This window comes from Streptomyces sp. NBC_00846 (assembly GCF_045207325.1).
GTDB lineage: Bacteria > Actinomycetota > Actinomycetes > Streptomycetales > Streptomycetaceae > Streptomyces.
The window spans coordinates 2308507-2330587 of record NZ_CP108846.1 but is presented as its reverse complement, the minus strand read 5'-3'; the positions used below and the strand labels follow the sequence as shown (position 1 = coordinate 2330587).

The following is a 22081-nucleotide window of genomic DNA, read 5'->3' as shown; positions in this document are numbered from 1 at the left end:
TACGTAGATGTGCTCATCGCCGGTCCTCCGGACCCGACGCCCGGCGCTGGGACAGCAGTTCGGCCGCTGTCTCCTGGTAGCGCAGCACGGCCTGCGTGGCGACCCGCAGATCGCACGGCGCGCTCCACAGCATCCGGCGCGCCGCGTCGTACCGCTCGATCAGCAGCGGGTCCTCGGCCAGACCGTGCCGGGCGACCTTCGCCTTGTACGCGTCGAGCCTGCCGCGCAGCTCCGCCCGTACGGCCAGCGGGGCCGTGACCGCGGTCAACGCCGCACGGGCCCGCAGCAATTCCTCCTCCGCCTCCCGCTCCAGGGTCTCCAGGAGCGGGGAGAGCCGGTGCCACTGGGCGTGCCTGCGGTACTCCGAAGCGGTGGCCAGCCGCTCCTGGAGGGCGGTCGCCGGACCGCTCACCGCGGGCACCTCGGACGCGGCGATCTTCGCCAGCACCTCGCCGCGCGCCGACCGGGCCTCGGTCAGGGTGCGGTCCGCGCGGGAGAGGACGTCACGCAGCTGGACCAGCCGCTGCTCGGCGTCCTGCCGGACCGCGAGCACGGCCTCGATCTCGCGGCGCACGTCGTCCAGGGCGCGGGCCGCCCGGTCGTAGCGCGTCGTGTCCGGGCGACCGCCACCGGGTGCCGAACTCCCGGGCCCCGACAGCCAGAAGGCGAGCGGATCGGAGATCACCTGCACCCGCAGCGTGGTCAGCTCATGGGTGATCGCCGCCAGGTCGTCACCCGCCGGGTGCTCTCCCGGGCGTACCCCGACGGAGTGCGCCAGCGAGCGGGTGCGGTGCAGCTCGGCGGCGAGCAGGTCTATCCGGGCGGGCAGCGCGGACCACACGGCGTCGGACGCGACGACCATGTCCAGTGAACGGGCGTACAGCTCGTTCATCCGGGCGACCAGCTCCTCCAGCGTGAACCGCTCGGAGAGCTTGGCCGGGCCCGTGATCGACGGATCGGGGCGGCCCGCCGCGTGCGCCACGGTGATGCCCTGGCCGCGCAGCAGTTCGGTGAGGGCCAGCAGATCGTCCCGGTTGGGGTACCGCCGGCGCGCCCGCACCGTACGGGCCTCGGCCAGCGCCGCCGCGTAGGCGTCGAAATACCCCCACAGCAGCGTGATCGACTGCTCGGTGGTGGCCCAGCGCTCCTTGGTGACACCGGTCAGATCGGCGCCCTCCAGGAGCCGGCGGCCCGCGTGGTCCTGCAGGGCGAGGAGCGAGGTCTCGATCGCCTCGTGCTCCGCGCCCAGCCGAGCCAGCGCACGGTCCACCTCGTCCCGGTCCATGACCGGGCCGGGGGGCCTTTCCACGTAGCCGGGGAAGGAGCCCGCAACGCCCATCGATCACCTCTCCGCTCCTCCTGCCGGGACGGGCCCGGCAGGATCAGGTCCACTGCCTCGCCGGCCGGGTCCGCGCCGTCGCGCACACCCGTCCGGCCCGGCACTAGTTGCTCCGGTACTTGGGGGCCGGCGGCGCCGTTATCCCCGGCAGACCGTCCTCCAGCCAGTCCCGGTACGACCGCATCCAGCGGCTGCCCTTACCACCCCTGCGGTAGTCGACCAGTACCTGGTTGACCCGGGCCACCAGATCGTTCGCGCCGAGCTTCGTCGCCACGCCGTAGTACTCGGTGGTGAACGGCTTGTCGCCCTTGAGCTCGACCGCCGGGTCCTGGGCGGCCTGGCCGGCCGCCAGCGCATTGTCCGTGACGATCGCGTCGACCTCGCCCAGTTGCAGCCGCACCAGGCAGTCCAGCTGGTTGGGGACGGTGAGCCGGTCCTCGTCCGCCGCCGTTCCGTCGTGCGGGTCCTTGAAGACCGCGCCGAACGACTGCTTCTCCAGCGCCTCGTAGGCGGTGGAGCCCTCGGCGGTGCAGATCCGCTTCCCGGCCAGGGACTTGTCGAACCCGGTGATCGTCGAGTCCTTCGGCGCGAGGACCTGCTGCCCGGCCTGGAAGTACGCCGTGGAGAACGAGACCTGCTTCAGCCGGCTGCAGTTGATGGTCATCGTCCGGACGACGACATCGACCTTGTCGTTCTGCAGGGCGGCGATCCGCTGGTTGGTGGGGATGGTCCGGAAGATCACCGCGTCGCGGTCGCCCAGGATGTTCTCGGCGATGGCCCGCACCAGATCGATGTCGAACCCTTCGAGCTGGTCCTTGTCCTTGTCCGCCGCCGGATTGCGGTATCCCCAGCTGAAACTGTTCTGGTCGACGCCCGCGATCAGCTTTCCGCGCTGCTTGATCTTCTCGATGTCCGGACCGCTGTCGGACCGTGGCGGAAGGCTCGCCTCCGGGTCCGTGCAGTCGTCGGCCCTGGTCTGCACGGCCTGCGCCGTACCCGGCCCCCAGGCGTCACCGCCGAAGGCGTCGGCGCCGCCGTGGGAGAGCGGCAGCAGGGTGAGTGAGGCCGTCACCGCGCAGGCCACGGCCATGCCCGTCACCCCGCCCCAGCCGCGCAGCCCGCCGCGGGTGGACCACCGGCCCGTGCGCTTCCTGGTCATCGCTCCCCCTCTCACCGGTACTCCGAGAGCCTGCGGTTGACTCCGACGATCGAGGCCACGGCAGCCAGTGCGGCCAGCGCGGCAGCCCCGATCGGCAGTCCGGCCAGCGCCCCGCGCCCGTCCTTCGCGGCCCGGGTGAACTCGTCCTGCTCATGGGCGAGCGCCAGCTCCAGCGCGTCGTCCACCCGCTCGAAGGACTCACCCGTCGAGTCCTTCGGCCCGATGATCTGCGTCCGCGCGCCCTCGTAGTCGCCGCTGTCGTCTGCCGTGCGGGCGGTCCGGTGGCGGCTCTGCCACTCGGAGACGGCGTCGACGGCCTTCGTCACCGGCTCGCTCCCCCGGTCGTCGTCGGCAAGCTTGCCGGCTCTCCGCAGCTCCTCACCGAGGGCCTTCATGTCCGTGGTGTAGTCGGTCTCGTACTTGTCGTTCTTGCCGTCCGGGGTGAGCACCGCGCCTCGGGCGACCAGAGTGAGGTTCTCATTGGCGCGCGCCTTCAGCGAGTCGATCCGCGCGTGGTTGAGGACATCGAGGGACTGCTGCCCGTTCACATCGGCGGCATGCAGCTCGGACCGTGCCACCGTGTGTCCCACGGCCAGCCACAGCAGCACCACGGTGGACGCCGCCGTCGCGACGAGCAGACCGTGGTTGAACACCCGGTTCGTCCGGCGGTAGTTGCGCCGCTGTGCCCAGAACAGCGCGGCCAGTGCCACGACTCCGAGCCCGAGCGAGAAGAACGGCCAGGCCCTGGCCGCGTCGTTGTCCCGGCCGAGCCTGCCGGTCTCCGCCGCGTACAGCCGCTCGGCGGCCGGCAGCAGGACGTTGGTCATCTGCTGGTTCGCGTACCGGAGATAGGCGCCGCCCAGCGGCAGGCCCTGCCGGTTGTTGGCGCGGGCCCGCTCGATCAGGCCCGTGTACCGGGGGAGTTCCTCGTTGAGCGTGGTGATCTCGTGCCCGGACATCGTCGACGTGTCCGTGTTGGCCGCGGCCTTCACCAGGAGGCGGGACGCTTCCTTGATGTCCCTGTCGTACCGGTCGTGGACATCGCGCGGCTCCTGCGCCCCGGCCAGGAAGCCGCTCGCCGCAGTGGTGTCGGCGTCCGCCAGCGAGCGGTAGATGGCCGCCGCGTCGGCGCTCAGCGGCTGGCTGCGGCCCACCACGTCGTCCGCGGCGGACGCCCGGTCGGCGATCTCGAAGGCCGTCACGGCCCCGAACGCGACGACGAGCAGGGCCAGTACGGCCCCGACGATCCGCAGCCTGCCCGGTTCGGTCGTCGCCGCGGCCCGCAGCCGTTCCGCCGTCGCGGACCAGGCACCGCGCTGCGGCGGATCAGGCACGGTCGCGGGCACGGGCGGCTGCGCCCGCGGGTGTTCCGGCGCGGTGCGTACATTCGGCGGGTATGTCACTCGACCTCCCCCTCGGTCACTGACGATGGCCCGGCCCCCGGCCGGTCGGAGGATGGTGCCCGGCCAGAAGTATGGCCGCAGGGACCGACATCCACACCACGAACGCCCGGATCCTGCATCGATCCACGGATGCGATCACACGTACGAGGACGCGAGCACACGCACCCGGATGCGATCACACGCATTCGATCAAGGCCTGAGCCGCCGATCAAGCCGATCGGCGGACCAGTCCCCGAAGCGGACCGATCTCCCTACCCATGAACACGTTCGGGACAACTGATCGGTTCCCGTACGCAAGGGGCGTCCCGCGACGCGAATCGCCGCGGGACGCCCCGGGGAAGAGACCGGCCGGATCAGCTGTACTGCGCACGCAGCCTCTCGCGCACCCCGGCCGCCGCCCCCATGTGGTCCAGGCCGAGCAGCGCGGCCCCCAGCACCGGCGGCTCCGTCACCACCCGGACGACCGCCTTCGGGGCGCGTACCGCGAGAAGTTCGGCGATCCCGCCGTCCAACCGCGGGTGACGGGCCGCCAGCACGCTGCCGCCCAGCACCACCGGCGCCTCCTCGTCCAGCAGGTCCAGCCTGCCCAGCGCGACCGACGCCATCACGACGACCTCCTCCGCCAGCCGGTCCACCAGCGCGCCCGCCACCGGGTCCCCGGCCGCCGCGGTCGCGAAGAGCACCGGAGTCAGCTCGTGCCGGCGCTCGAACCCGACCCGGCCCAGGTGCAGCGCCTCGATCAGCGCGTACATCGAGTCGAGCCCGAAGTGCGCGGGCAGCGTGCGCGCCAGCTCGGTCGGCTCACCGCGGCCGTCCTCGGCCCGCGAGGCGAACCACATGGCCTCCTCGGCCAGCCCCGAACCGCCGCCCCAGTCACCGGATATCCGGCCTATGGCGGGGAAGCGCGCGGTCCGCCCGTCCGGCACCATGCCGACACAGTTGATCCCCGCCCCGCAGACCACGGCCACGCCCCGGGGCTCGTCCACCCCGGCGCGCAGTATCGCGAACGTGTCGTTGCGCACCTCGACCGTGCGGCCCCACTCCCTGCGGACCAGGGCCTCGGTCAACTCGGCCTCCTCCACCGGAAGATCGACGTTGGCCAGGCACGCCGACACATGCTCCACGCCGTCGACGCTCCGCCCGGACCTGGCCAGGGCCTGTCCGAGCAGCGGGGCCAGGACGTCCAACGCCGCCTCCACGCCGACGACCGGTGGCTGGAAACCACCGCCGCGGGCCGTCGCCAGCACTGTTCCGTCCTCACCGATCAGCGCCACATCGGTCTTGCTGTTCCCCGCATCGATCGCGAGGACCGAAACGTTCACGCCCACGCCAGGTGCTCCCGGTTGTGCGCGATCAGTTTGTCGGTGAGCGCCTCGGCATACTCGAACTGGCCGATCAACGGATGCGCGAGCAGCGCCTTGAACACGGCGTTTCTTCCGCTCGCCCGCCCGGTTTCTCGCCCCCCGCGAAGCGCGGCCTCCAGGGCGAGGTCCTCGTACGCCGTCACGTTGGCGATCAGACCGGCGTACAGCGGGTCCAGCTCCGGCACGGCGAGCGGTGTCGCGCCCGTCCCGTCGATCCTGGCCTGCACCTCGATCACCGCGTCGTCCGGCAGGAACGGCAGCGTCCCCTTGTTGTACGTGTTGACCACCTGCACCGGGCTGCCGCCCGAGCCGAGCAGTGAGGACGCCAGGTCCACGGCCGCCTCCGAGTAGAAGGCGCCGCCGCGCTTGGCGAGCAGCGCGGGCTTCTCGTCCAGCGCCGGGTCGCCGTACATGGCGAGGAGTTCCTTCTCCATCGCGGCGACCTCGGCTGCCCGGGACGGCTTGGTGCCGAGCTCCCGTACGACCTCGTCGTGCGCGTAGAAGTAACGCAGGTAGTACGAGGGGACGACGCCGAGCCGGTCGACGATCGCCCGGGGCATGTGCAGATCGGCCGCGATGGTGTCACCGTGCTCGGCGAGCAGCCCCGGCAGGACGTTCTCGCCGTCCGGGCCGCCGAGGCGGACCCCGAGCTCCCAGGTCAGGTGGTTGAGCCCGACATGGTCGAGGTGCACCTCACCGGGGGTGACGTCGAGGAGCCGGGCGAACTTCCGCTGGAAGCCGATCGCCACGTTGCACAGGCCGACGGCCTTGTGCCCGGCCTGGAGCAGGGCCCGGGTGACGATGCCGACCGGGTTGGTGAAGTCGATGATCCAGGCGTCCGGGTTGGTGCGGCGGACCCGCTCGGCGATGTCCAGGACGACCGGGACGGTGCGCAGCGCCTTGGCGAGGCCGCCGGCCCCGGTGGTCTCCTGGCCGATGCAGCCGCACTCCAGCGGCCACGTCTCGTCCTGGTTGCGGGCGGCCTGGCCGCCGACGCGCAGCTGGAGCAGGACCGCGTCGGCGTCGGCGACGCCCGCGTCGAGGTCCGAGGTGGTGACGATCCTTCCCGGGTGGCCCTGCTTGGCGAAGATCCGCCGGGCGAGGCCGCCGACGAGTTCGAGACGGTCGGCCGCCGGGTCGACGAGCACGAGCTCCTCGATGGGCAGCGTGTCCCGCAGCCGGGCGAAGCCGTCGATCAGTTCAGGTGTGTAGGTGGACCCGCCACCAACTACTGCGAGCTTCATAGGTCAGCCCTTTACTCCGGTCAGTGTGACGCCCTCGACGAAAGCCTTTTGAGCGAAGAAGAAGACGAGTATCACGGGGGCCATGACCAGTACGGTCGCGGCCATGGTCAGGTTCCAGTCGGTGTGGTGTGCGCCCTTGAAGGATTCCAGGCCGTAACTGAGCGTCCAGGCGGCCGGGTTCTCGGAGGCGTAGATCTGCGGGCCGAAGTAGTCGTTCCAGGCGTAGAAGAACTGGAAGAGCGCGACGGCGGCGATGCCCGGCTTGGCCATCGGCACGACGACCCGCAGCAGCGTGCGGAACTCACTGCAGCCGTCGACCTTCGCCGCGTCGAGGTACTCGTTCGGAATGGTCAGCAGGAACTGCCGCAGCAGGAAGATGGAGAACGCGTCACCGAAGGCCATCGGGATGATCAGCGGCCAGAGCGTGCCGGACAGGTCCAGCTGCTTCGCCCAGAACAGATACATCGGGATGACGACGACCTGCGGCGGCAGCATCATCATCGAGATGACGAGCATCAGCGAAAGATGCCGGCCGCGGAAGCGGAACTTGGCGAGCGCGTACGCCACGGGCAGCGACGACACGACGGTGAGGACGGTGCCGAGCCCCGCGTACAGCAGGGTGTTCTTCCACCAGGTCAGGAAGCCCGGGGTGTCGAACACCTTCCGGTAGTTGCTCCATTCGAAGGGGTGCGGCCACAGATCGCGGGTCAGCGCCTGCTGGTCGCTCATCAGCGAGGTGAGCAGCAGGAAGACGAACGGCAGCACGAAGAAGAGCGCGGCCGCGACGCCGAGCGAGTGCACGGCGATCCAGTTCAGCAGCGCCTTGCGGCGTGCCGTGTGCTCGGCCGGGGTGACCGGTCGGGTCGCCCGGTCGACTGCCTTGAGGGTGTCGAGACCCTGCGCCACGTCACTCACCTGCCTGGATCAGCCCGCTGCGGCGCCGCATCAGCAGTGCGGTGAACGCCATGGCGAGTACGAAGAGAACGAGCGCGACCACGCAGGCGGAGCCGTAGTCGAAGCGCTGGAAGCCGAGGTTGTAGACGAGCTGCGGAAGCGTCAGTGTCGACTTGTCGGGATACCCCGGTTCGAACTGCTGCCCGGAGCCGCCCATCACGCCCGAGGCGACCTTCCCCGCCACGAGTGGCTGGGTGTAGTACTGCATGGTCTGGATGATCCCGGTGACCACGGCGAACATCACGATCGGCGAGATGTTCGGCAGGGTGACGAAGCGGAACCGCTGGAACGAGGACGCCCCGTCCAGCTCCGCCGCCTCGTACTGCTCCTTCGGTACGTCGAGCAGCGCGGCCATGAAGATCACCATCAGGTCGCCCACCCCCCACACCGCGAGCGCGGTCAGCGCCGGCTTGGACCAGGTGGCGTCGGTGAACCAGCCCGGCGTGGGCAGTCCCAGCTCGCCGAGGATCGAGTTGACCGGCCCCGTACCCGGGTTGAGCAGGAAGACGAAGCCGAGGGTCGCCGCGACCGGCGGGGCCAGGTACGGCAGGTAGAACAGGGTGCGGAAGACCCCGGCGCCCGTCTTGATCTTCGTGATCAGCAGTCCGACCCCGAGGCCGAACACCACCCGGCAGGTCACCATGACGACGACCAGCCAGAGTGTGTTGCGCAGTGCGGGCCAGAACAGCGGGTAGTCGGTGAAGACGAACGACCAGTTCTTCAGCCCGCTGATTTCCGGGGCCGTGAAACCGTCGTAGCTGGTGAAGGAGAAATAGAGCGTGGAGATCAGCGGGTAGGCGAAGAAGACGCAGAACCCGATCAGCCACGGCGACATGAAGGCCGCTGCCCGGAGCGCCGACCGGCGGCGCTTCGAACGGAGTGTGTACGTGCCCGCACCCGTGCTCGTACGGGTGCTCGTGCTCGTGCTCATCGCGGTGCTACTTCGCCTGCGCGATCGCGGCGTCGATTTCCTCGGCGGTCTTCTCCAGCCCCGCCTTGATGTCCGTCCGTTTGCCCTTCTCGATGTCGAATCCGAGGTTCTGCAGGGACACCAGGTACGCGCCGCCGTTCACCGAGGGCGGGGTGGTGGTGCTCTCCGGGTTCGCGGCGATGTCCAGGAACGTCTTGAACCGCGGGTCGTACTTCAGCCGCGGCGACTTCAGCGCCTCCAGCGTGGACGGCACATTGTGAATGGCATTGGCGAAGTCGACCACCGCGTCGGTGTCGGTCGTCATGAACTTCACCAGTTCCCAGGCCGCGTTCTGCTTCTTCGAGGTGGCGGCGATGCCGGCGATGGTACCGGTCAGATAGCCCTTGCCGTAGGTGTCGGCCTCGTCGTCGGCGACGGGCATCGGAGCCACCCCGATCTCGAACTTCGGCTTGGTCTCCTCGGCCATCCCGAGCCGCCACTCGCCGTCCAGCTGCATGGCCACCTGGCCCGTGTGGAACGGGTGCTTGGCGCCCCACTCGTCGCCGAACGCCGTACGGTACTTCTCCAGCTTCGCGTAGCCGCCCAGGTTGTCGACCAGCTTCTTCTGGGCGGTGAGCATGGCGGCGAACGCCGGGTCCTTGGCGATGTTCGACTTGCCGTCCGCGTCGAAGTACTTCGGGTTCCAGCTGCCGAGGTAGTGCTCGGTCGTCGACTCGTAGCCGTGGTAGTTCGGCATGAAACCGAGCTGCTCGTACGAATCGCCCTTGGTCTTCGTCAGCTTCTTGGCGTCCTCGGCGAATTCGGACCAGGTCTTCGGGGGAGCGGTGATGCCGGCGGCCTTGAAGGCGTCCTTGTTGTAGTAGAGGCCGTACGCGTCACCGAGCAGCGGCACGGTGCAGCGCACACCGTCGAACTGCGTGTACTCGTTCATCGCCTTGGGGAAGGTCTTGTCCGGGTCGATCCCGTCCTTCTTCAGGAAGGGGTTCAGATCGACGAAGGCCTTCGACGAGCAGAACTTTCCGACGTTGTTGGTGGTGAACGACGAGACGACGTCCGGGGCCTTCGAACCGCCTGCCCGCAGGGCCTGGTTGATCTTGTCGTCGGTCATGTTGCCGACGACCTTCACATGGATGTTGGGGTGCGCCTTGGTGAAGGCGTCGACCGTGGCCTGGATTCCCGCGACCTCGCTCGGGGCACTCCAGCCGTGCCAGAAGTTGATGGTCGTGTCCTTGGACGCGTCATCACTGGCACCGGAGTTGCTCTGCCCCGTACAGGCGGAGGCGAACAGCGATATCGCGGCGGTCGCGGCGAGCGCGGCGGCCGTCTTCCGGCGGTTTCCGGACATGGCGGTGACTCCCGTTGGAGGATGAAGGGCGAAGGGTGACGGCGGAAAAGGGGATCAGCGTGACGTGTCGAAGACTTCGTCACGCGTGGTGGCGAGTGCGCTCTCCAGCGCGCCGCGCAGGACGGGGCGATGCGTCACGGCCCCGGCGATCAGCCGGGGCCGGGAGGCCGCCAGCTCGGCGAGCTCGGACTCGACCCGGCCGCGCAGCTGTTCCCCGCCGGCCGTGATCAGCTCGCCGGACAGCACGACGATTTCCGGGTCCAGTACGGCGACCATCGAGGCGAGGCCGGTCGCGAGACCCGTGGCGAACAGATCGAGGAGCCGGGGGTACGGGCCGTCCTCGCCCGACTCCGCGGCCTCGGCGGCCCGGCTGATCAGGCCGGCCGCGACCTCATGATGGGTGCCCTGGCCGGGGACCGGCGCGTCGTCGATGCCGAGCTCCCGGGCCAGCCGGGCCAGCACCTGCGCGCCCGCCAGCTCCTGGAAGCCGCCGGAGTTCGCCTTGGTGACCTGGCGGACCAGCGGGGCGCCCGGCACCGGCAGGAAGCCGACCTCGCCGGCACCACCGGTGAAGCCCCGGTGCAGCCGCCCGTTGATGACGAGAGCGGCACCGAGCCCCTCCTCGTTCCACAGCAGGACGAAGCCGTCGTACCCGCGCGCCGCACCGAGCCGCTGCTCGGCCACCGCGACCAGGTTCACGTCGTTCTCGTACTCGACCGGCATCGGCAGGAACGCGGCCAGCTCGTCCAGCAGGGTGGGGGAGTGCCAGCCGGGCAGATGCGAGGCGTACCGCAGCCGCCCCGTTCCGGGGTCGAAGGCGCCCGGGGTGCCGATGACGACCCGGTGCACATCGGCGTGGGTGAGCCCGGCGTCCTTGAGCGCTTCGCCCAGCGCCTCCGTCACCTGCCGTACCACGGAGTCGGCGCGCCGTCCCGGAGTGCGCAGCTCGAACTCCCCGACCGTCTCACCCGTCACATCGGCGACGGCGGCGACGATCCGGTGGGCGTTCACATCCAGCCCCGCGACATGCGCGGCCCGCGCGTTCACCGCGTACAGCTGGGCGTTGGGCCCCGGCCGCCCGGCCACGGTCCCGGTCGCGACGACCAGCCCGGCCGCCTCCAGCCGCGCCAGCAGCTGCGACGCGGTGGGCTTGGAGAGGCCGGTCAGCTTCCCGATCCGGGTCCTGGAGAGGGGCCCGTGCTCCAGCATCAGATCGAGGGCGGCCCGGTCGTTCATGGCCCGCAGAACGCGGGGGGTGCCCGGTGTCGTTCCGGCCATGAGCACTGCACCTGCCCTCTGTTAGGAAAGTTTCCTATTCGGTGAGAGGACGGTATGCGCGCGTCACCGGGGCGTCAATGGGCGGTGCCGCGGTGGCAACCAAAGCGTTACCCGGGCCGCTTCCGGAATGTGGGGGTTCTCGGCGACGTATCCCCAATCAGGCTATGGAGAAACCGAGTTGAGTTCACGTCGACTCGCTTCATCGACACATACGTGAGGGGCGCCCCGCCGACTTCGCGGAGCGCCCCTCACCCGAACGGCGGACTCGTACCGCCGGTCCTACTTCGACATGTTCGGCGGCGGGGCGATCGGTGTCGCGGCCAGGGACTGCGGTGACGTCGCCGACGCGTACGCCGAGGGGGCGGCCATGGCGGCCGTCGGGTCGGCCGCGGACGGCTCGTCCGCCGGGGGCGGGACGGCGCCGACCATCCGGATGCCCGACTCGTCGAAGGCCCGCTTGACCCGCCAGCGCAGCTCGCGCTCCACCCCCAGCGCCTTGCCCGGCATCGTCTTCGCGGTCACCCGGACCGTCATCGAGTCCAGCAGCACGGCGTCCAGGCCCAGGATCTCCACAGGACCCCACAGCCGCTCGTTCCACGGGTCCTCCTTGGCCATCGCCGTGGCGGCCTCGGTGATCACCGTACGGACCTCGTCCAGGTCCTCCGTGAGGCGCACGGTGACATCGACGCCGGCCGTGGACCAGCCCTGGCTGAGGTTGCCGATCCGCTTCACCTCGCCGTTGCGGACGTACCAGATCTCTCCGTTGTCGCCGCGCAGCTTGGTGACCCGCAGACCGACCTCGATGACCTCGCCGGAGGCGACGCCCGCGTCCACGGTGTCGCCCACGCCGTACTGATCCTCCAGGATCATGAAGACGCCGGAGAGGAAGTCGGTGACCAGGTTGCGCGCACCGAAACCGAGTGCCACACCGGCCACACCGGCGGAGGCCAGCAGCGGGGCCAGATTGATCTGGAAGGCGCCCAGGATCATCAGCGCGGCCGTGCCGAGGATCAGGAACGAGGCGACCGAGCGGAGCACGGAACCGATCGCCTCGGAGCGCTGACGGCGGCGTTCCGCATTGACCAGCAGCCCGCCCAGCGCGGTGCCCTCCACCGCCTGGGCGCTGCGGTTCATCCGGTCGATGAGCTTGGTGAGAGCACGCCGGATCGCGATGCGCAACACGATCGCGACCGCGGCGATGAGCACGATGCGCAGACCGGTGTTCAGCCAGGTGGACCAGTTCTCCTCCACCCAGCCCGCGGCGTTGCCGGCCTGCTGGGCGGCCTCGTCCAGCGAGCTGCCCGGCCCGGGCGACGGAGCTGCGGCCAACAGGGCGGACAGGAACACGGTGGAACCTCCAGGTGGGCGACGGCGGCCCCACCACACTAACGGGGCATCGGGAGTGTTCCGTTGCCGTGACCGGCGGAGAGACGCGCCTCACGAGGGGATTCGGGGAAAGCGCGGAGGTTACGGGACGGAGCCCGCACGGGCGTCATGTGGCCGATCGCACATCGGGCCGCGGCCTGCGCGGCAGCGGCCCGGAAGCGCCTGTTCCGGCCCGCTGCGGCGGTACGGGCGGCCGGTACCGGAGAAAAATCCTTCCGGCCCGTTACCCGCACGTGGTGGCGCTTCGACCAGGCGTAAGGAGAAACTGAGATCGGATCGTCCCGGCGCGAGCCACGCGCCGCCGGCGTACAAGGAGGCATCCACCGTGCCGCATGTCCTGGTTCTCAACGCGTCGTACGAGCCGCTCGGCGTCGTACCGCTCCGCCGCGCGCTCGTCCTCGTGCTCGAAAACAAGGCCATCTGTCTTGAGGAGTCGGGCGCCTTCATGCACAGTGCCACCCGGGCCGTCCCGGCCCCCAGCGTCGTCCGCCTGAAGCGGTTCGTACGGGTCCCCTACCGGGGGCCCGTACCGCTCACCCGCAGGGCGCTCTTCGCCCGGGACGGGGGCCGCTGCATGTACTGCGGCGCCGCCGCGACCAGCGTCGACCACGTCATTCCGCGCAGCCGCGGCGGACAGCACGCCTGGGACAACGTCGTGGCGGCCTGCCGCCGCTGCAACCACGTCAAGGCGGACCGGCACCTGCCGGAGCTCGGCTGGCGGCTGCACCAGACGCCTGCCCCGCCTACGGGCCTCGCCTGGCGCATCATCGGGACGGGACACCGCGACCCGCGCTGGCTGCCGTACTTGCAACCGTTCGGCGCGGACGACGCGATGGCCCGGATCGATGGCATCTCAGCGTGACGATCCGGGCTTCCGTATCTCTCGGGGAGGTGCGGCTCGGCGGAGTGCCGCCTGCTACGCGAACCGCAGCTCTGCGGGGTGCGCCGTGCGCCGCAGCAGCGGCAGCGACGTCGCCGCGGCCAGCAGGCAGGCGGCGTACACCAGCACGGGTACGAGCAGCGGGAGCATCGAAGGGACGGATCCGGGCGCGACGAGGGTGGCGTACGCGACGTGCACCGCCATGCCACCGATGCCCGCGACCAGGACCGCAGGGGCCATGGGGAGTGCTGTCTCCAGGAGGAGGGTCCTTGCCAGCACCACGCGCGGTACCCCGGCCGCGGTCTGGGCGGCGAGACCCCGGCGCCGGGTGGCGATGGATTCGGCGGTGCCCACCGCGAGACCGAAGAGGCTGATGACGAGAGCCACCAGGACTGCGGTCCCGGCGAGGTCGATCCCCGTGGTGTAGAAGTCGAGGTCCTCCGCCGTGTAGCCGCTCCGCCGGTGCAACTCGTCGAGCAGCACCTGCCGCACGCCAACGAAACCCACCCCGACGACGGTCACCAGCAGCAGAGCGGCGTGGGTGCGCGCGGCGGCCCACGGGTCGTCCTTGAGCCGGCCCGCGGCGATCAGCACTGCGGGGCTCTTCGCGCGGAGGGTCAGCCGCCGACCCATGAAGGAAGCTGTCGCTCCGGCCAGCCAGACCGCACCCGCTCCGGTGAGAAGCACCACGGCGAACACCATGAACGGGACGGGCACCCCGCCGGGACGGTTGTTGCGGTCGGCAAGGACGAGGAGCGCCACGGCGATCAGCGCCGTCGGGACCAGGAGCGCGAGCAACGTCCGGGGTCCGCTGTCCGGCCGGACACGGCGCACCCAGCCGAGCGGCGAGGCGACCACCCGCCGCAGGGCGAGTGCGCTCACAAGCGCGGCCACGACCGGCACGGCGAGGACAACCAGCATGAAGGCCGCCCATGCCGCCGGCGGCGGCATGTGACCGGCGCCGGCGAGGACCGCGGCGAAGACGGCCAGCGCGCCGGCCGATCCCGCCAGGCACGCGAACGCGGACTCCAGCGCCGAGATGCGCCGCACCTGCGCGGGCGACGCCCCCGCGAGCCGCAGCCCGGCCATCCGCCGGTCGCGGTGCACGGCGCCGATGCGGGCGCACTGACCGAGGAAGCCGAGCACGGGGACGAGCAGGAGCAGCAGCGTGAGGACCACACCGGCGCGCTCGCCCGGCTGGTTCAGCAGGCCGTGTCCGTACGGGATCGATACCTGACCCGAGACAGCAGCGACCGTGACCGCCGCGAGTGCGAAGCCCGTGGCGAGCAGGGCGCCCAATGCGGTGAGCGAGATCCGCCACCACTCGCGGCGGTCCGAGCCACGGGTCAGTATCCACGCGATGTGGACGTCAGCCTTCATGGTGCGCGGCCTCCTGGGGGACTTCCCGGGCGATCTGCCGGGCGGTGACCCGGTCGGCGCCCTGAACGGCGTCCTGAGCGTTGACCTGGGCCGTGCCGGAGTGGACGACTCCGTCATGCAGCCACACCTCCCGGTCCGCGTACGCGGCGATCTGTGCGTCATGGGTGATCAACAGCACCGCGGTGCCGGACTCACGGGCGGCGTGCAGCAGAGAGGTCATCACCTGTTCCCCGGCGAGCGAGTCGAGCGCGCCGGTCGGCTCATCCGCGAAGACGGCCTTCGGCCGGGTCACCAACGCCCGTGCCAAAGCGACCCGTTGGCCCTGACCGCCACTCAACTCGCCGGGGCGCAGAGCGGCCTGATTCCGCACTCCGAAGCGCGCCAGCCACTCGTCCGCCCGCGCGTGCGCCGCAGCGCGAGCCGTCCCCGCGAGCAGCAGCGGCAGTGCCACGTTGTCGAGTGCGGAGAGCTCTGGGATCAGCTGCCCGAACTGGAACACCACGCCGAAATCGGAGCGCCGCAGCTCGCTGAGCCGCGCCTCGGGCAACCGGTCGATCCGCTCCTGCGCGTAATCGACCAAACCCTCGTCGGGACGGACGATCCCCGCCAGGCAGTGCAGCAGCGTGGACTTTCCGCTGCCGCTGGCGCCGGTGACGGCGAGGATCTCGCCTGCGTGGAGATCGACGGACGCGCCGCGCAGCGCCTCGGTCCTCCCGTACGACTTCTTGAGGCCTACGGCCCTGAGTAGGGGCGCTGTCGCCCGGTCGGGCTGCTCGGCTTGCGTACTCATGCTGTGTCGACCTCCGCGGTCAGGGTGGTGAGTCGGCTCGCCGTGGTGGTCATCCACCGCACGTCGGCGTCCAGATGGGCGATGGCGTAGTCGGCGGAGAGCACCGTGCTGAGATCGGTGCCCGGCACGGTCTTCAGTGCGGTCAGTTCGCGCATGCGTGCCATATGGGCAGTGCGCTGGGCTTGGAGATACGCGGCCGCGTCGGAGGTACGGTCGCTGCCGGCGGCCGCAGCCACGAGGATCGAGACCACGACCTTGGCGAATATCTCGTTCGTCACGAAAAGGGCCGGCGGGGTGATCTCCGCGGTCCACGTGGCGAGTTCGCGCGATCCCTCATCCGTGGAGCGGTAGAGGGTGCGCTCGGGTCCGCCGTCGGAATCGGTGCCCTCGACGGCGGCCAGACCGTCACGCACCAGGCGCTGCAGGGTCGTATAGACCTGCCCGTAGGCCAGCGGGCGAGCCTGCGGGAAGCGTTCGTCGTACCGCCGCTTGAGGTCGTAGCCGTGGCTGGGACCTCCGGCGAGCAGTCCCAGAAGGACATGGCGGGTGCTCATGAACAGAACTATATACTCGATATATGTACTGAGTGAATACTCGGCGATGGGTGGCGGCCCCCAGAGTGCTGTGGAGTGGTGATCGAGCGGTGTTTCAGGGGGGTTTGTGCCCGTGTGCGGCTACTCCGCGACGGCGTACGCCTGGACCGACCAGAGGGAGTAGCCGAACTCGGTGGCCCGGGCATCGCCCTGAACCCTGAGGAAGCGGGTGTCCTTCGCGTCCATCCGGACCGATTCGCGCCCGCCCCTGCCGTCCCGCACGGTCGCCGCCGTGCGCCAGTTGCGGCCGTCGGCGGAGACCTGGATGCGGTAGCGGGAGGCGTACGCGTCCTGCCAGTGCAGCACCACCTGGCCGATCCGGGCCGGCTGTGGCAGTTCCGCCTGCCACCAGGCGCCGTCCTCGGCCGGCGAGGACCAGCGGGTCTCCGGGGCGCCGTCGGAGGCCGCCGCCGCCGGGAAGTCCGGGGTCTCGTCGCCGGACGAGGAGGCGGTGGCGGCAGGCACCAGATCGGGGCCCGCGGTGCGCGGGTAGGCCCGGACCGTGAGTGTGCTGCTCTCGTCGCCGAAGCCGATCGGCACCTCGTACTCACCGGCCGGGGTGCCCGCCGGGACCGTGATCTCGACGGGGACGTCGATACGCGAACCGCGCGGCACCCTCGTCTGCTTCGGGACGCTCACCTCGATGCCCCGGGGAGCCCGTGCGCTGAGCTTGCCCCGCACCTCGGCGGGGCGCCGGGCGGTCAGCCGCGCCTCGACCCGCTGCGGCCCGCCGCCGATCTCGGCGTCCGTCCCGCCGCGTGCCAGATCGAGCCGGGCGGCGGGCTCGTCGCCGAACCACGGCACGAGCGCCCGCACCCGCAAAGCCGCCTCCGAGGCGCTCCCGGAGGCGGGGACGCCGGTTCCCGTGCCGCCGCCCAGCCGGTTCTCCGCCCGGCCCTGCGCAACGATGGGCGGCAGCGTGCCCGTGAGCACCGGGGGCGTGGCCGGACCGCCCGTGGGCCAGCTGATCCGGATCGCGTCGGCCCACAGCCCCCTGGCCGGGGCCTGGGTCCAGCCGGTCGCCGACACCGGGCCGAGGCCGTGCCAGCCCTCGCCGGGCACATGGGCCTCCAGCGTCGCACCGGCCACCGGGCCGCCGCCGGGCACGGTCATCGCCGTCACGGTCTCCACCGGACGGGGCCGGTCCAGCCGGACCGTGTAGCTGCCCGGAGCCTTCGTCACCGTACCGGCGTCGTGGTCCGTGCCCGTCCAGGCGTCCGCCTCCCTGCGCACCCGGTCCAGGAACGGGCCGAGGACGCCCTTGCCGACCGTGGCGCCGCTCGCCTTCGTGGCCTCGCGGACCGGCTCGAGCGCCAGCGAGACCTGCCACGCGGCGGCGCCGTCGCCGCGCGACTGGGCCCGCAGCAGATCCACGGCCAGCTCGCCCGCCCGGCCGTACCGGGACAACTGCTCGGTCCACGGCCGTACTTCGTTGTCCAGGTGCCCGTCGGCCAGGCCCTTCAGCCGCTGCGGGGTCTCCCGCATCACGGTGAAGGCCGCCCGCAGCCTGCGCGCCGCGTCGGCCTGCGCCGTGGCGTCGGTCGACGCACGGGACTTCCAGAACGCGTCCAGCAGCGGCCGCAGATACGCCGACTCGTCGCCGCCCAGCACGGACGTCGAGCTGTTCCCGGCCAGCGCGCGCAGCGCGTCCCCGGTGCCGGCGTCACCGCCCGCCAGATCGTCGATCGCCGCCTGCCAGGACTCCTGTGGCCGGTAACCCTTCGGGTTCCACGCGAAGTCGGCAGTGGTGAACAGCGGTATGCGCGACGCGGACGGCTGCTCCATCGCGTTGGCGAGCAGCGCCGCGGAACCGACCGCCACCGCCGGGTCCCGGCCGGTGTACGGGCCGAGGAAGATACGGTCCTGCGCGTAGTCGTTGACCGGGTAGTTGTCCATCGTGACCAGCGGATGCCGGAACGCGGCACGCGCACCGGCCAGTTCCCCGCCGGTGATGGTCCGCGGTACGACCCCGACCCCGGTCCAGGCGATCTGGACCCGGTCGTCCAGCTCCTCGGCGAGCGCCGTGCGGTAGTCCGTCGCCCCGTTCTGGTAGAACTCCGTCGGCATCACCGACAGCGGCTCCGCCCCCGGATGACGCTCCGCGAGATGCCGGGCCACCGCGCTCGCCACCCGCGCCTGGGCCCTGGCCGCCGCCACTGGCCCGCTGCCGAAGGTGTCGACGTCGCCGTCGCAGTGCCACTCGCTGTAGCTGACGTCCTGGAACTGGAGCTGGAAGACCCGCACGCCCAGCGCCCACATGGCGTCGAGCTTCTTCGTCAGTGCCTTCACGTCGTTCTCCGACGACATGCACATGGCCTGGCCGGGGGCGACGGCCCAGCCGAGGGTCACATGCTCGGCACGGGCCCGCTCGGCCAGCGCCCGGAAGTCGGCGCGCCGGTCGGCGGGGTACGGGTCGCGCCAACGGGCCTGCCGGTACGGGTCGTCGCCCGCCGCGTACAGATACCTGTTCTGCTTCGTACGCCCCATGAAGCCGATCTGCGCCAGCCGCTCCGCCCGGGTCCACGGCTGCCCGTAGAAGCCCTCGGTCATCCCGCGTACGGCGGTTCCCGGCCAGTCCCTGACGGTGACCCCGGCGACGCTGTCGTTCCGGATCAGCTGACGCAGCGTCTGCACGCCGTGGAAGAGGCCGTCCTCGCCGAGGCCGTCCACGGCGACGGTGTCCCGGCCGGCGACCCGGCCGACCGCGATCCGGTAGCCGCCGGAGGGCAGGTCGCCGCGGTCGGGGGCGTGCAGCGTACGCAGGGCGTCCTGGGCGCCGTCGCCGCCGAGCCGGACGACGGGGCCGCGGCCCGGCAACGCCTCGTGGACGGTCCGTACGCCCGCGTCCCGCAGGATCTGCCGGAGCGCGTCGACGGCGTACGGATCCGCGTGCGCGTCGGCCACGAGGGTGGCCTCGGCGGCGGAGCCGGCGGCGGCGAGCGGTACGGACGGCCCGGTCGCCTTGATGGACTGGGGCCGTGGCCACACGGCCGGCACCGCGCCGTCGTCCGTGCGGTCGGGGGTGGTGACGGCGGCGGAGCCGGGCGCCGAAGGGGCCGCGACGGCGGCCGGGGCGCCCGTGGAGAGGAGCCCGCCGAGAACGGCGACCGCGACGGCCGTCGCCTGCTTTCCGCGCCTGAGCCGCATCGCTGGTCTCCCTCGCTTCCACCGGTGGGCTCCGAGCCCACCACCCGCGCGCGCAGGGTGTCAATGCGAGTGGTTGTTGTGCCGCAAATGCCCGATGTGGCAGCCGAGGTGAGGAAGGGGCGACAATCGACGTCGGACGCCAAAGATGACGCCGAATGGCCGAAATCGGCGGACGACTTACGGGGAACCGCCCTTTGGGGAACGGAATGTGACCCAGGGCACGTTGAACTCGTTGTGGTAACGCCTACGTCTGCGGTCGTGCCCGCTGGGTAGGTCTGCTGTGTCCTGTTCCGCCATGGCCAGGAGGCCACCATGCCCGCTGCCGCGCAACTCCTGCTCTCCGCCTTCTCCAAACAGGAACCCGGTCCCGCCCCGGTGCCCGGCGTGCTTCCGGCCCCCGCGCCCGGCTCCGGTCCGCTGACGAGCGAGCCGCCGCTCGCCGATGCCATACCGCTCACCAGTGAGCCGCCGCTCGCCGACGCCACACCGCTCACCAGCGAACCCCCGCTCGCCGTCAACGCCCCGCTGACCAGCGAGCCGGCCACGTCCGGCACCGCATGGGGCATGGAGTCCCCAGGAGTCTGAATGGGTTTGTCCCGGCTCGCCGCACTGCACGGCGTCGCCACCTCCTACTCCCCGTCCGCCGACGTCACGGTGTCCGTCGCCGACGACACGGTCGTCGCGGTGCTCGCCGCGCTCGGTGTGGACGCCGCCACGCCCGAAGCGGTACGGGAATCGCTCGCCGCCGCCGAGTCCTCGGCCCACTCCCGGCTGCTCCCGCCGACGCTGGTGGTGTGGGCCGGGGAGCCGCTGCCCCCGGCCCTGGCCGCACTGCCGCCCGGCACCACGCTGGACATCGGGCTCGAAGGTCCCGGGGCGCGCCCCCTCCCGAGGGTGTGCGTTCCGGCCTGCCGACCTGATCCGGCCGTTTCGGGGCGGGCGGCGGCCGACGCGGGAGCGGGCGCGGGCACGGAAGCAGGAGCGGGCGCGGGCACGGAAGCAGGAACGGACGCGGTGGCCGACACGGGAACGGACGCGGGAGCGGGTGCGGGTGCGGGCGCGGTGGCCGGCGCCGGAGGTGACACCGCGACGGCCGCGCTCCCGGCCCACGCCTGGTGGGCCGAACCGCCGCTCGGGGTACACCGGCTGACCGCACGAGCTCCGGGCGGCCGGAGCGCGAGCTGCACACTCGTCGTCGCCCCGCCCCACGTGCCCCGGCCGCCCGCCCGCAGCCACGGCTTCCTCGTCCAGCTCTACTCCCTGCTCTCCGCCCGCTCCTGGGGCATGGGCGACCTCGGGGACCTCGCCGACCTCGCCGCCTGGTCCGGGCGGACCCTCGGCGCCGGATTCGTCCAGGTCAACCCGTTGCACGCCGCCGTGCTCGGCGATCCCACCGACCCGTCCCCGTACCGCCCGTCGTCACGGCGCTTCCCCGACCCCGTCCATCTGCACATCGAGTCCGTCCCCGAGTACGGGCACGTGCCGGACCGGGCCACCCTCGACGATCTGCGCCAGGACGCGGCGGCGCTCAGCGACACCGTCCTGAACAAGGGCGCCCTGATCGACCGGGACGCCGTCTGGGAACTCAAGCGCCAGGCCCTCGAACTCGTCCGGGACGTCCCCCTCACCCCCGGCCGCCGCGCCGCCTACTGCGACTTCCTGGCCGAGCAGGGACAGGCCCTGGAGGACCACGCCCTGTGGTGCGCCCTCGCCGAGGTGCACGGCTCCGACTGGCACAGCTGGCCGGCCGCACTCCGCGACCCCCGCTCCACAGAGACCGCCCGCGCCCGCCGCGCCCTGCTGGACCGGGTCGACTTCCACTGCCGGCTCGCCTGGCTGACCGACAACCAGCTCGCCGCCGCCCAGCGCGCCGCCCTGGACGCAGGGATGGCCGTCGGCATCGTCCACGACCTCGCCGTCGGCGTGCACCCCGGCGGCGCCGACACCTGGGCCCAGCAGGACGCCTTCGCCCACGGCATGTCCGTCGGCGCACCCCCGGACGCCTTCAACGCCCGAGGCCAGGACTGGGGCCTGCCGCCCTGGCGCCCCGACGCCCTCGCCGCGTCCGGCTACGCCCCGTACCGCGGCCTGCTGCGCGGGCTACTCGCCCACGCGGGCGCGCTGCGCATCGACCACGTCATGGGCCTGTTCCGGCTCTGGTGGGTGCCCGAGGGGCGCCCGCCCACCGAGGGCACCTACGTCAGCCACGACGCCGAGGCGATGCTCGCCGTCCTCGTCCTGGAGGCGCACCGGGCGGGCGCGGTCGTCATGGGGGAGGATCTCGGCACCGTCGAGCCGGGGGTTCGCGAGGCGCTCGCCCGGCGCGGCGTGCTCGGCACCTCCGTGCTCTGGTTCGAACGGGACTGGGCGGGCACCGGCCGCCCACTGCCCCCCGAGGAGTGGCGCGAGGGCTGCCTGGCCACCGTCACCACGCACGATCTGCCGTCCACCGCCGCCCGGCTGACCGGCGACCACGTGACGCTCCGCCACCGCCTCGGCCTGCTCACCCGGAGCCTGGCGGAGGAGCTGACCGCGGATGTGGCCGACACCACCGAGTGGCTGGCGTACCTCTCCAGGCTCGGCCTGCTCCCGGAGGGCGAGGACGACGAGGAGGGCGCCGTCCGCGCCGTGCACGGGTTTCTGCTGCGCACCCCCGCACGCATGGTCGGCGTCTGGCTGCCCGACACGCTCGGCGACCGCCGCCCGCAGAACCTCCCCGGCACCTGGGACCAGTACCCCAACTGGCGTCTGCCCGTCGCCGGCGCGGAGGGGCATCCGGTCACCCTGGAGGAGCTGGCCGCGGCCCCCCGCCTGCACCGGCTGATGGAGATCTTCGGATCCCGCGAAAACCACCCGTGACCCCGTACGGCACCCCCGGGCGCGCGCCC

General features: G+C 71.6%; 17 protein-coding genes. 3 read left to right on the top strand and 14 right to left on the bottom strand.

Features of this window, described 5'->3' with window-relative positions; translation table 11 throughout:
* Positions 1 to 13 precede the first annotated feature (13 nt).
* From OG936_RS10710 to OG936_RS10665, 10 genes are all read right to left on the bottom strand, one after another.
* Positions 14 to 1339 carry a hypothetical protein gene (locus OG936_RS10710; RefSeq protein WP_406494167.1) on the bottom strand — a complete coding sequence of 442 codons (1326 nt, stop codon included), beginning with the start codon at positions 1337 to 1339 and terminating at the stop codon, positions 14 to 16.
* Positions 1340 to 1442: 103 nt separating this feature from the next.
* Positions 1443 to 2498: a glutamate ABC transporter substrate-binding protein gene (locus tag OG936_RS10705; protein ID WP_406494166.1), complete on the bottom strand. Its 1056-nt coding sequence runs from the start codon at positions 2496 to 2498 to the stop codon at positions 1443 to 1445.
* A gap of 11 nt (positions 2499 to 2509) precedes the next feature.
* A complete protein-coding gene (locus tag OG936_RS10700; protein ID WP_406494164.1) occupies positions 2510 to 3901 on the bottom strand; it encodes a hypothetical protein in 1392 nt (463 codons plus the stop codon).
* A 353-nt stretch (positions 3902 to 4254) separates the two neighbouring features.
* Entirely contained in the window at positions 4255 to 5229 is a 975-nt protein-coding gene (locus tag OG936_RS10695; RefSeq protein ID WP_406494162.1) for an N-acetylglucosamine kinase, read from the bottom strand.
* Positions 5220 to 6509, bottom strand: coding sequence for a 6-phospho-beta-glucosidase (locus OG936_RS10690; protein WP_406494160.1), 1290 nt, complete (start codon positions 6507 to 6509; stop codon positions 5220 to 5222). The genes OG936_RS10695 and OG936_RS10690 overlap by 10 nt, the downstream gene beginning before the upstream one ends.
* Positions 6510 to 6512: 3 nt before the next feature.
* Entirely contained in the window at positions 6513 to 7415 is a 903-nt protein-coding gene (locus OG936_RS10685; RefSeq protein WP_406494158.1) for a carbohydrate ABC transporter permease, read from the bottom strand.
* Between the two features lies 1 nt (position 7416).
* On the bottom strand, positions 7417 to 8298 hold the full coding sequence (locus tag OG936_RS10680; protein ID WP_406500392.1) for a carbohydrate ABC transporter permease: 882 nt from the start codon (positions 8296 to 8298) through the stop codon (positions 7417 to 7419).
* Positions 8299 to 8401: 103 nt separating this feature from the next.
* The gene (locus tag OG936_RS10675; RefSeq protein WP_406494156.1) at positions 8402 to 9739 is read right to left on the bottom strand and encodes an ABC transporter substrate-binding protein; all 1338 of its coding nucleotides are present in this window, start codon (positions 9737 to 9739) and stop codon (positions 8402 to 8404) included.
* Between the two features lie 54 nt (positions 9740 to 9793).
* Complete coding sequence (locus OG936_RS10670) at positions 9794 to 11017, bottom strand: ROK family transcriptional regulator (protein ID WP_406494154.1); 1224 nt, start codon at positions 11015 to 11017, stop codon at positions 9794 to 9796.
* Between the two features lie 279 nt (positions 11018 to 11296).
* Positions 11297 to 12364: a mechanosensitive ion channel family protein gene (locus tag OG936_RS10665; RefSeq protein WP_406494152.1), complete on the bottom strand. Its 1068-nt coding sequence runs from the start codon at positions 12362 to 12364 to the stop codon at positions 11297 to 11299.
* A 364-nt stretch (positions 12365 to 12728) separates the two neighbouring features.
* Between OG936_RS10665 and OG936_RS10660 the strand changes: the two genes are divergently transcribed.
* Entirely contained in the window at positions 12729 to 13265 is a 537-nt protein-coding gene (locus tag OG936_RS10660) for an HNH endonuclease (protein WP_266746230.1), read from the top strand.
* A gap of 54 nt (positions 13266 to 13319) precedes the next feature.
* On the opposite strand, the gene OG936_RS10655 is transcribed toward OG936_RS10660, so the two are convergent.
* The 4 genes from OG936_RS10655 to OG936_RS10640 all read right to left on the bottom strand — a co-directional run bounded on the left by OG936_RS10655 (position 13320) and on the right by OG936_RS10640 (position 19193).
* Entirely contained in the window at positions 13320 to 14663 is a 1344-nt protein-coding gene (locus OG936_RS10655) for an ABC transporter permease (protein WP_406494150.1), read from the bottom strand.
* Positions 14653 to 15453: an ABC transporter ATP-binding protein gene (locus OG936_RS10650; protein WP_406494148.1), complete on the bottom strand. Its 801-nt coding sequence runs from the start codon at positions 15451 to 15453 to the stop codon at positions 14653 to 14655. Before OG936_RS10650 ends, OG936_RS10655 begins: the two co-directional genes overlap by 11 nt.
* Positions 15450 to 16007, bottom strand: coding sequence for a PadR family transcriptional regulator (locus tag OG936_RS10645; RefSeq protein WP_406494147.1), 558 nt, complete (start codon positions 16005 to 16007; stop codon positions 15450 to 15452). Before OG936_RS10645 ends, OG936_RS10650 begins: the two co-directional genes overlap by 4 nt.
* A gap of 120 nt (positions 16008 to 16127) precedes the next feature.
* Positions 16128 to 19193: a beta-N-acetylglucosaminidase domain-containing protein gene (locus tag OG936_RS10640; RefSeq protein WP_406494146.1), complete on the bottom strand. Its 3066-nt coding sequence runs from the start codon at positions 19191 to 19193 to the stop codon at positions 16128 to 16130.
* A 312-nt stretch (positions 19194 to 19505) separates the two neighbouring features.
* Here OG936_RS10640 and OG936_RS10635 point away from each other — a divergent pair, with 312 nt between their 5' ends.
* Together OG936_RS10635 and malQ are read left to right on the top strand one after the other, a co-directional pair.
* On the top strand, positions 19506 to 19778 hold the full coding sequence (locus tag OG936_RS10635; protein ID WP_406494144.1) for a hypothetical protein: 273 nt from the start codon (positions 19506 to 19508) through the stop codon (positions 19776 to 19778).
* Complete coding sequence (malQ, locus tag OG936_RS10630) at positions 19779 to 22052, top strand: 4-alpha-glucanotransferase (RefSeq protein WP_406494142.1); 2274 nt, start codon at positions 19779 to 19781, stop codon at positions 22050 to 22052.
* Positions 22053 to 22081: the final 29 nt, after the last annotated feature.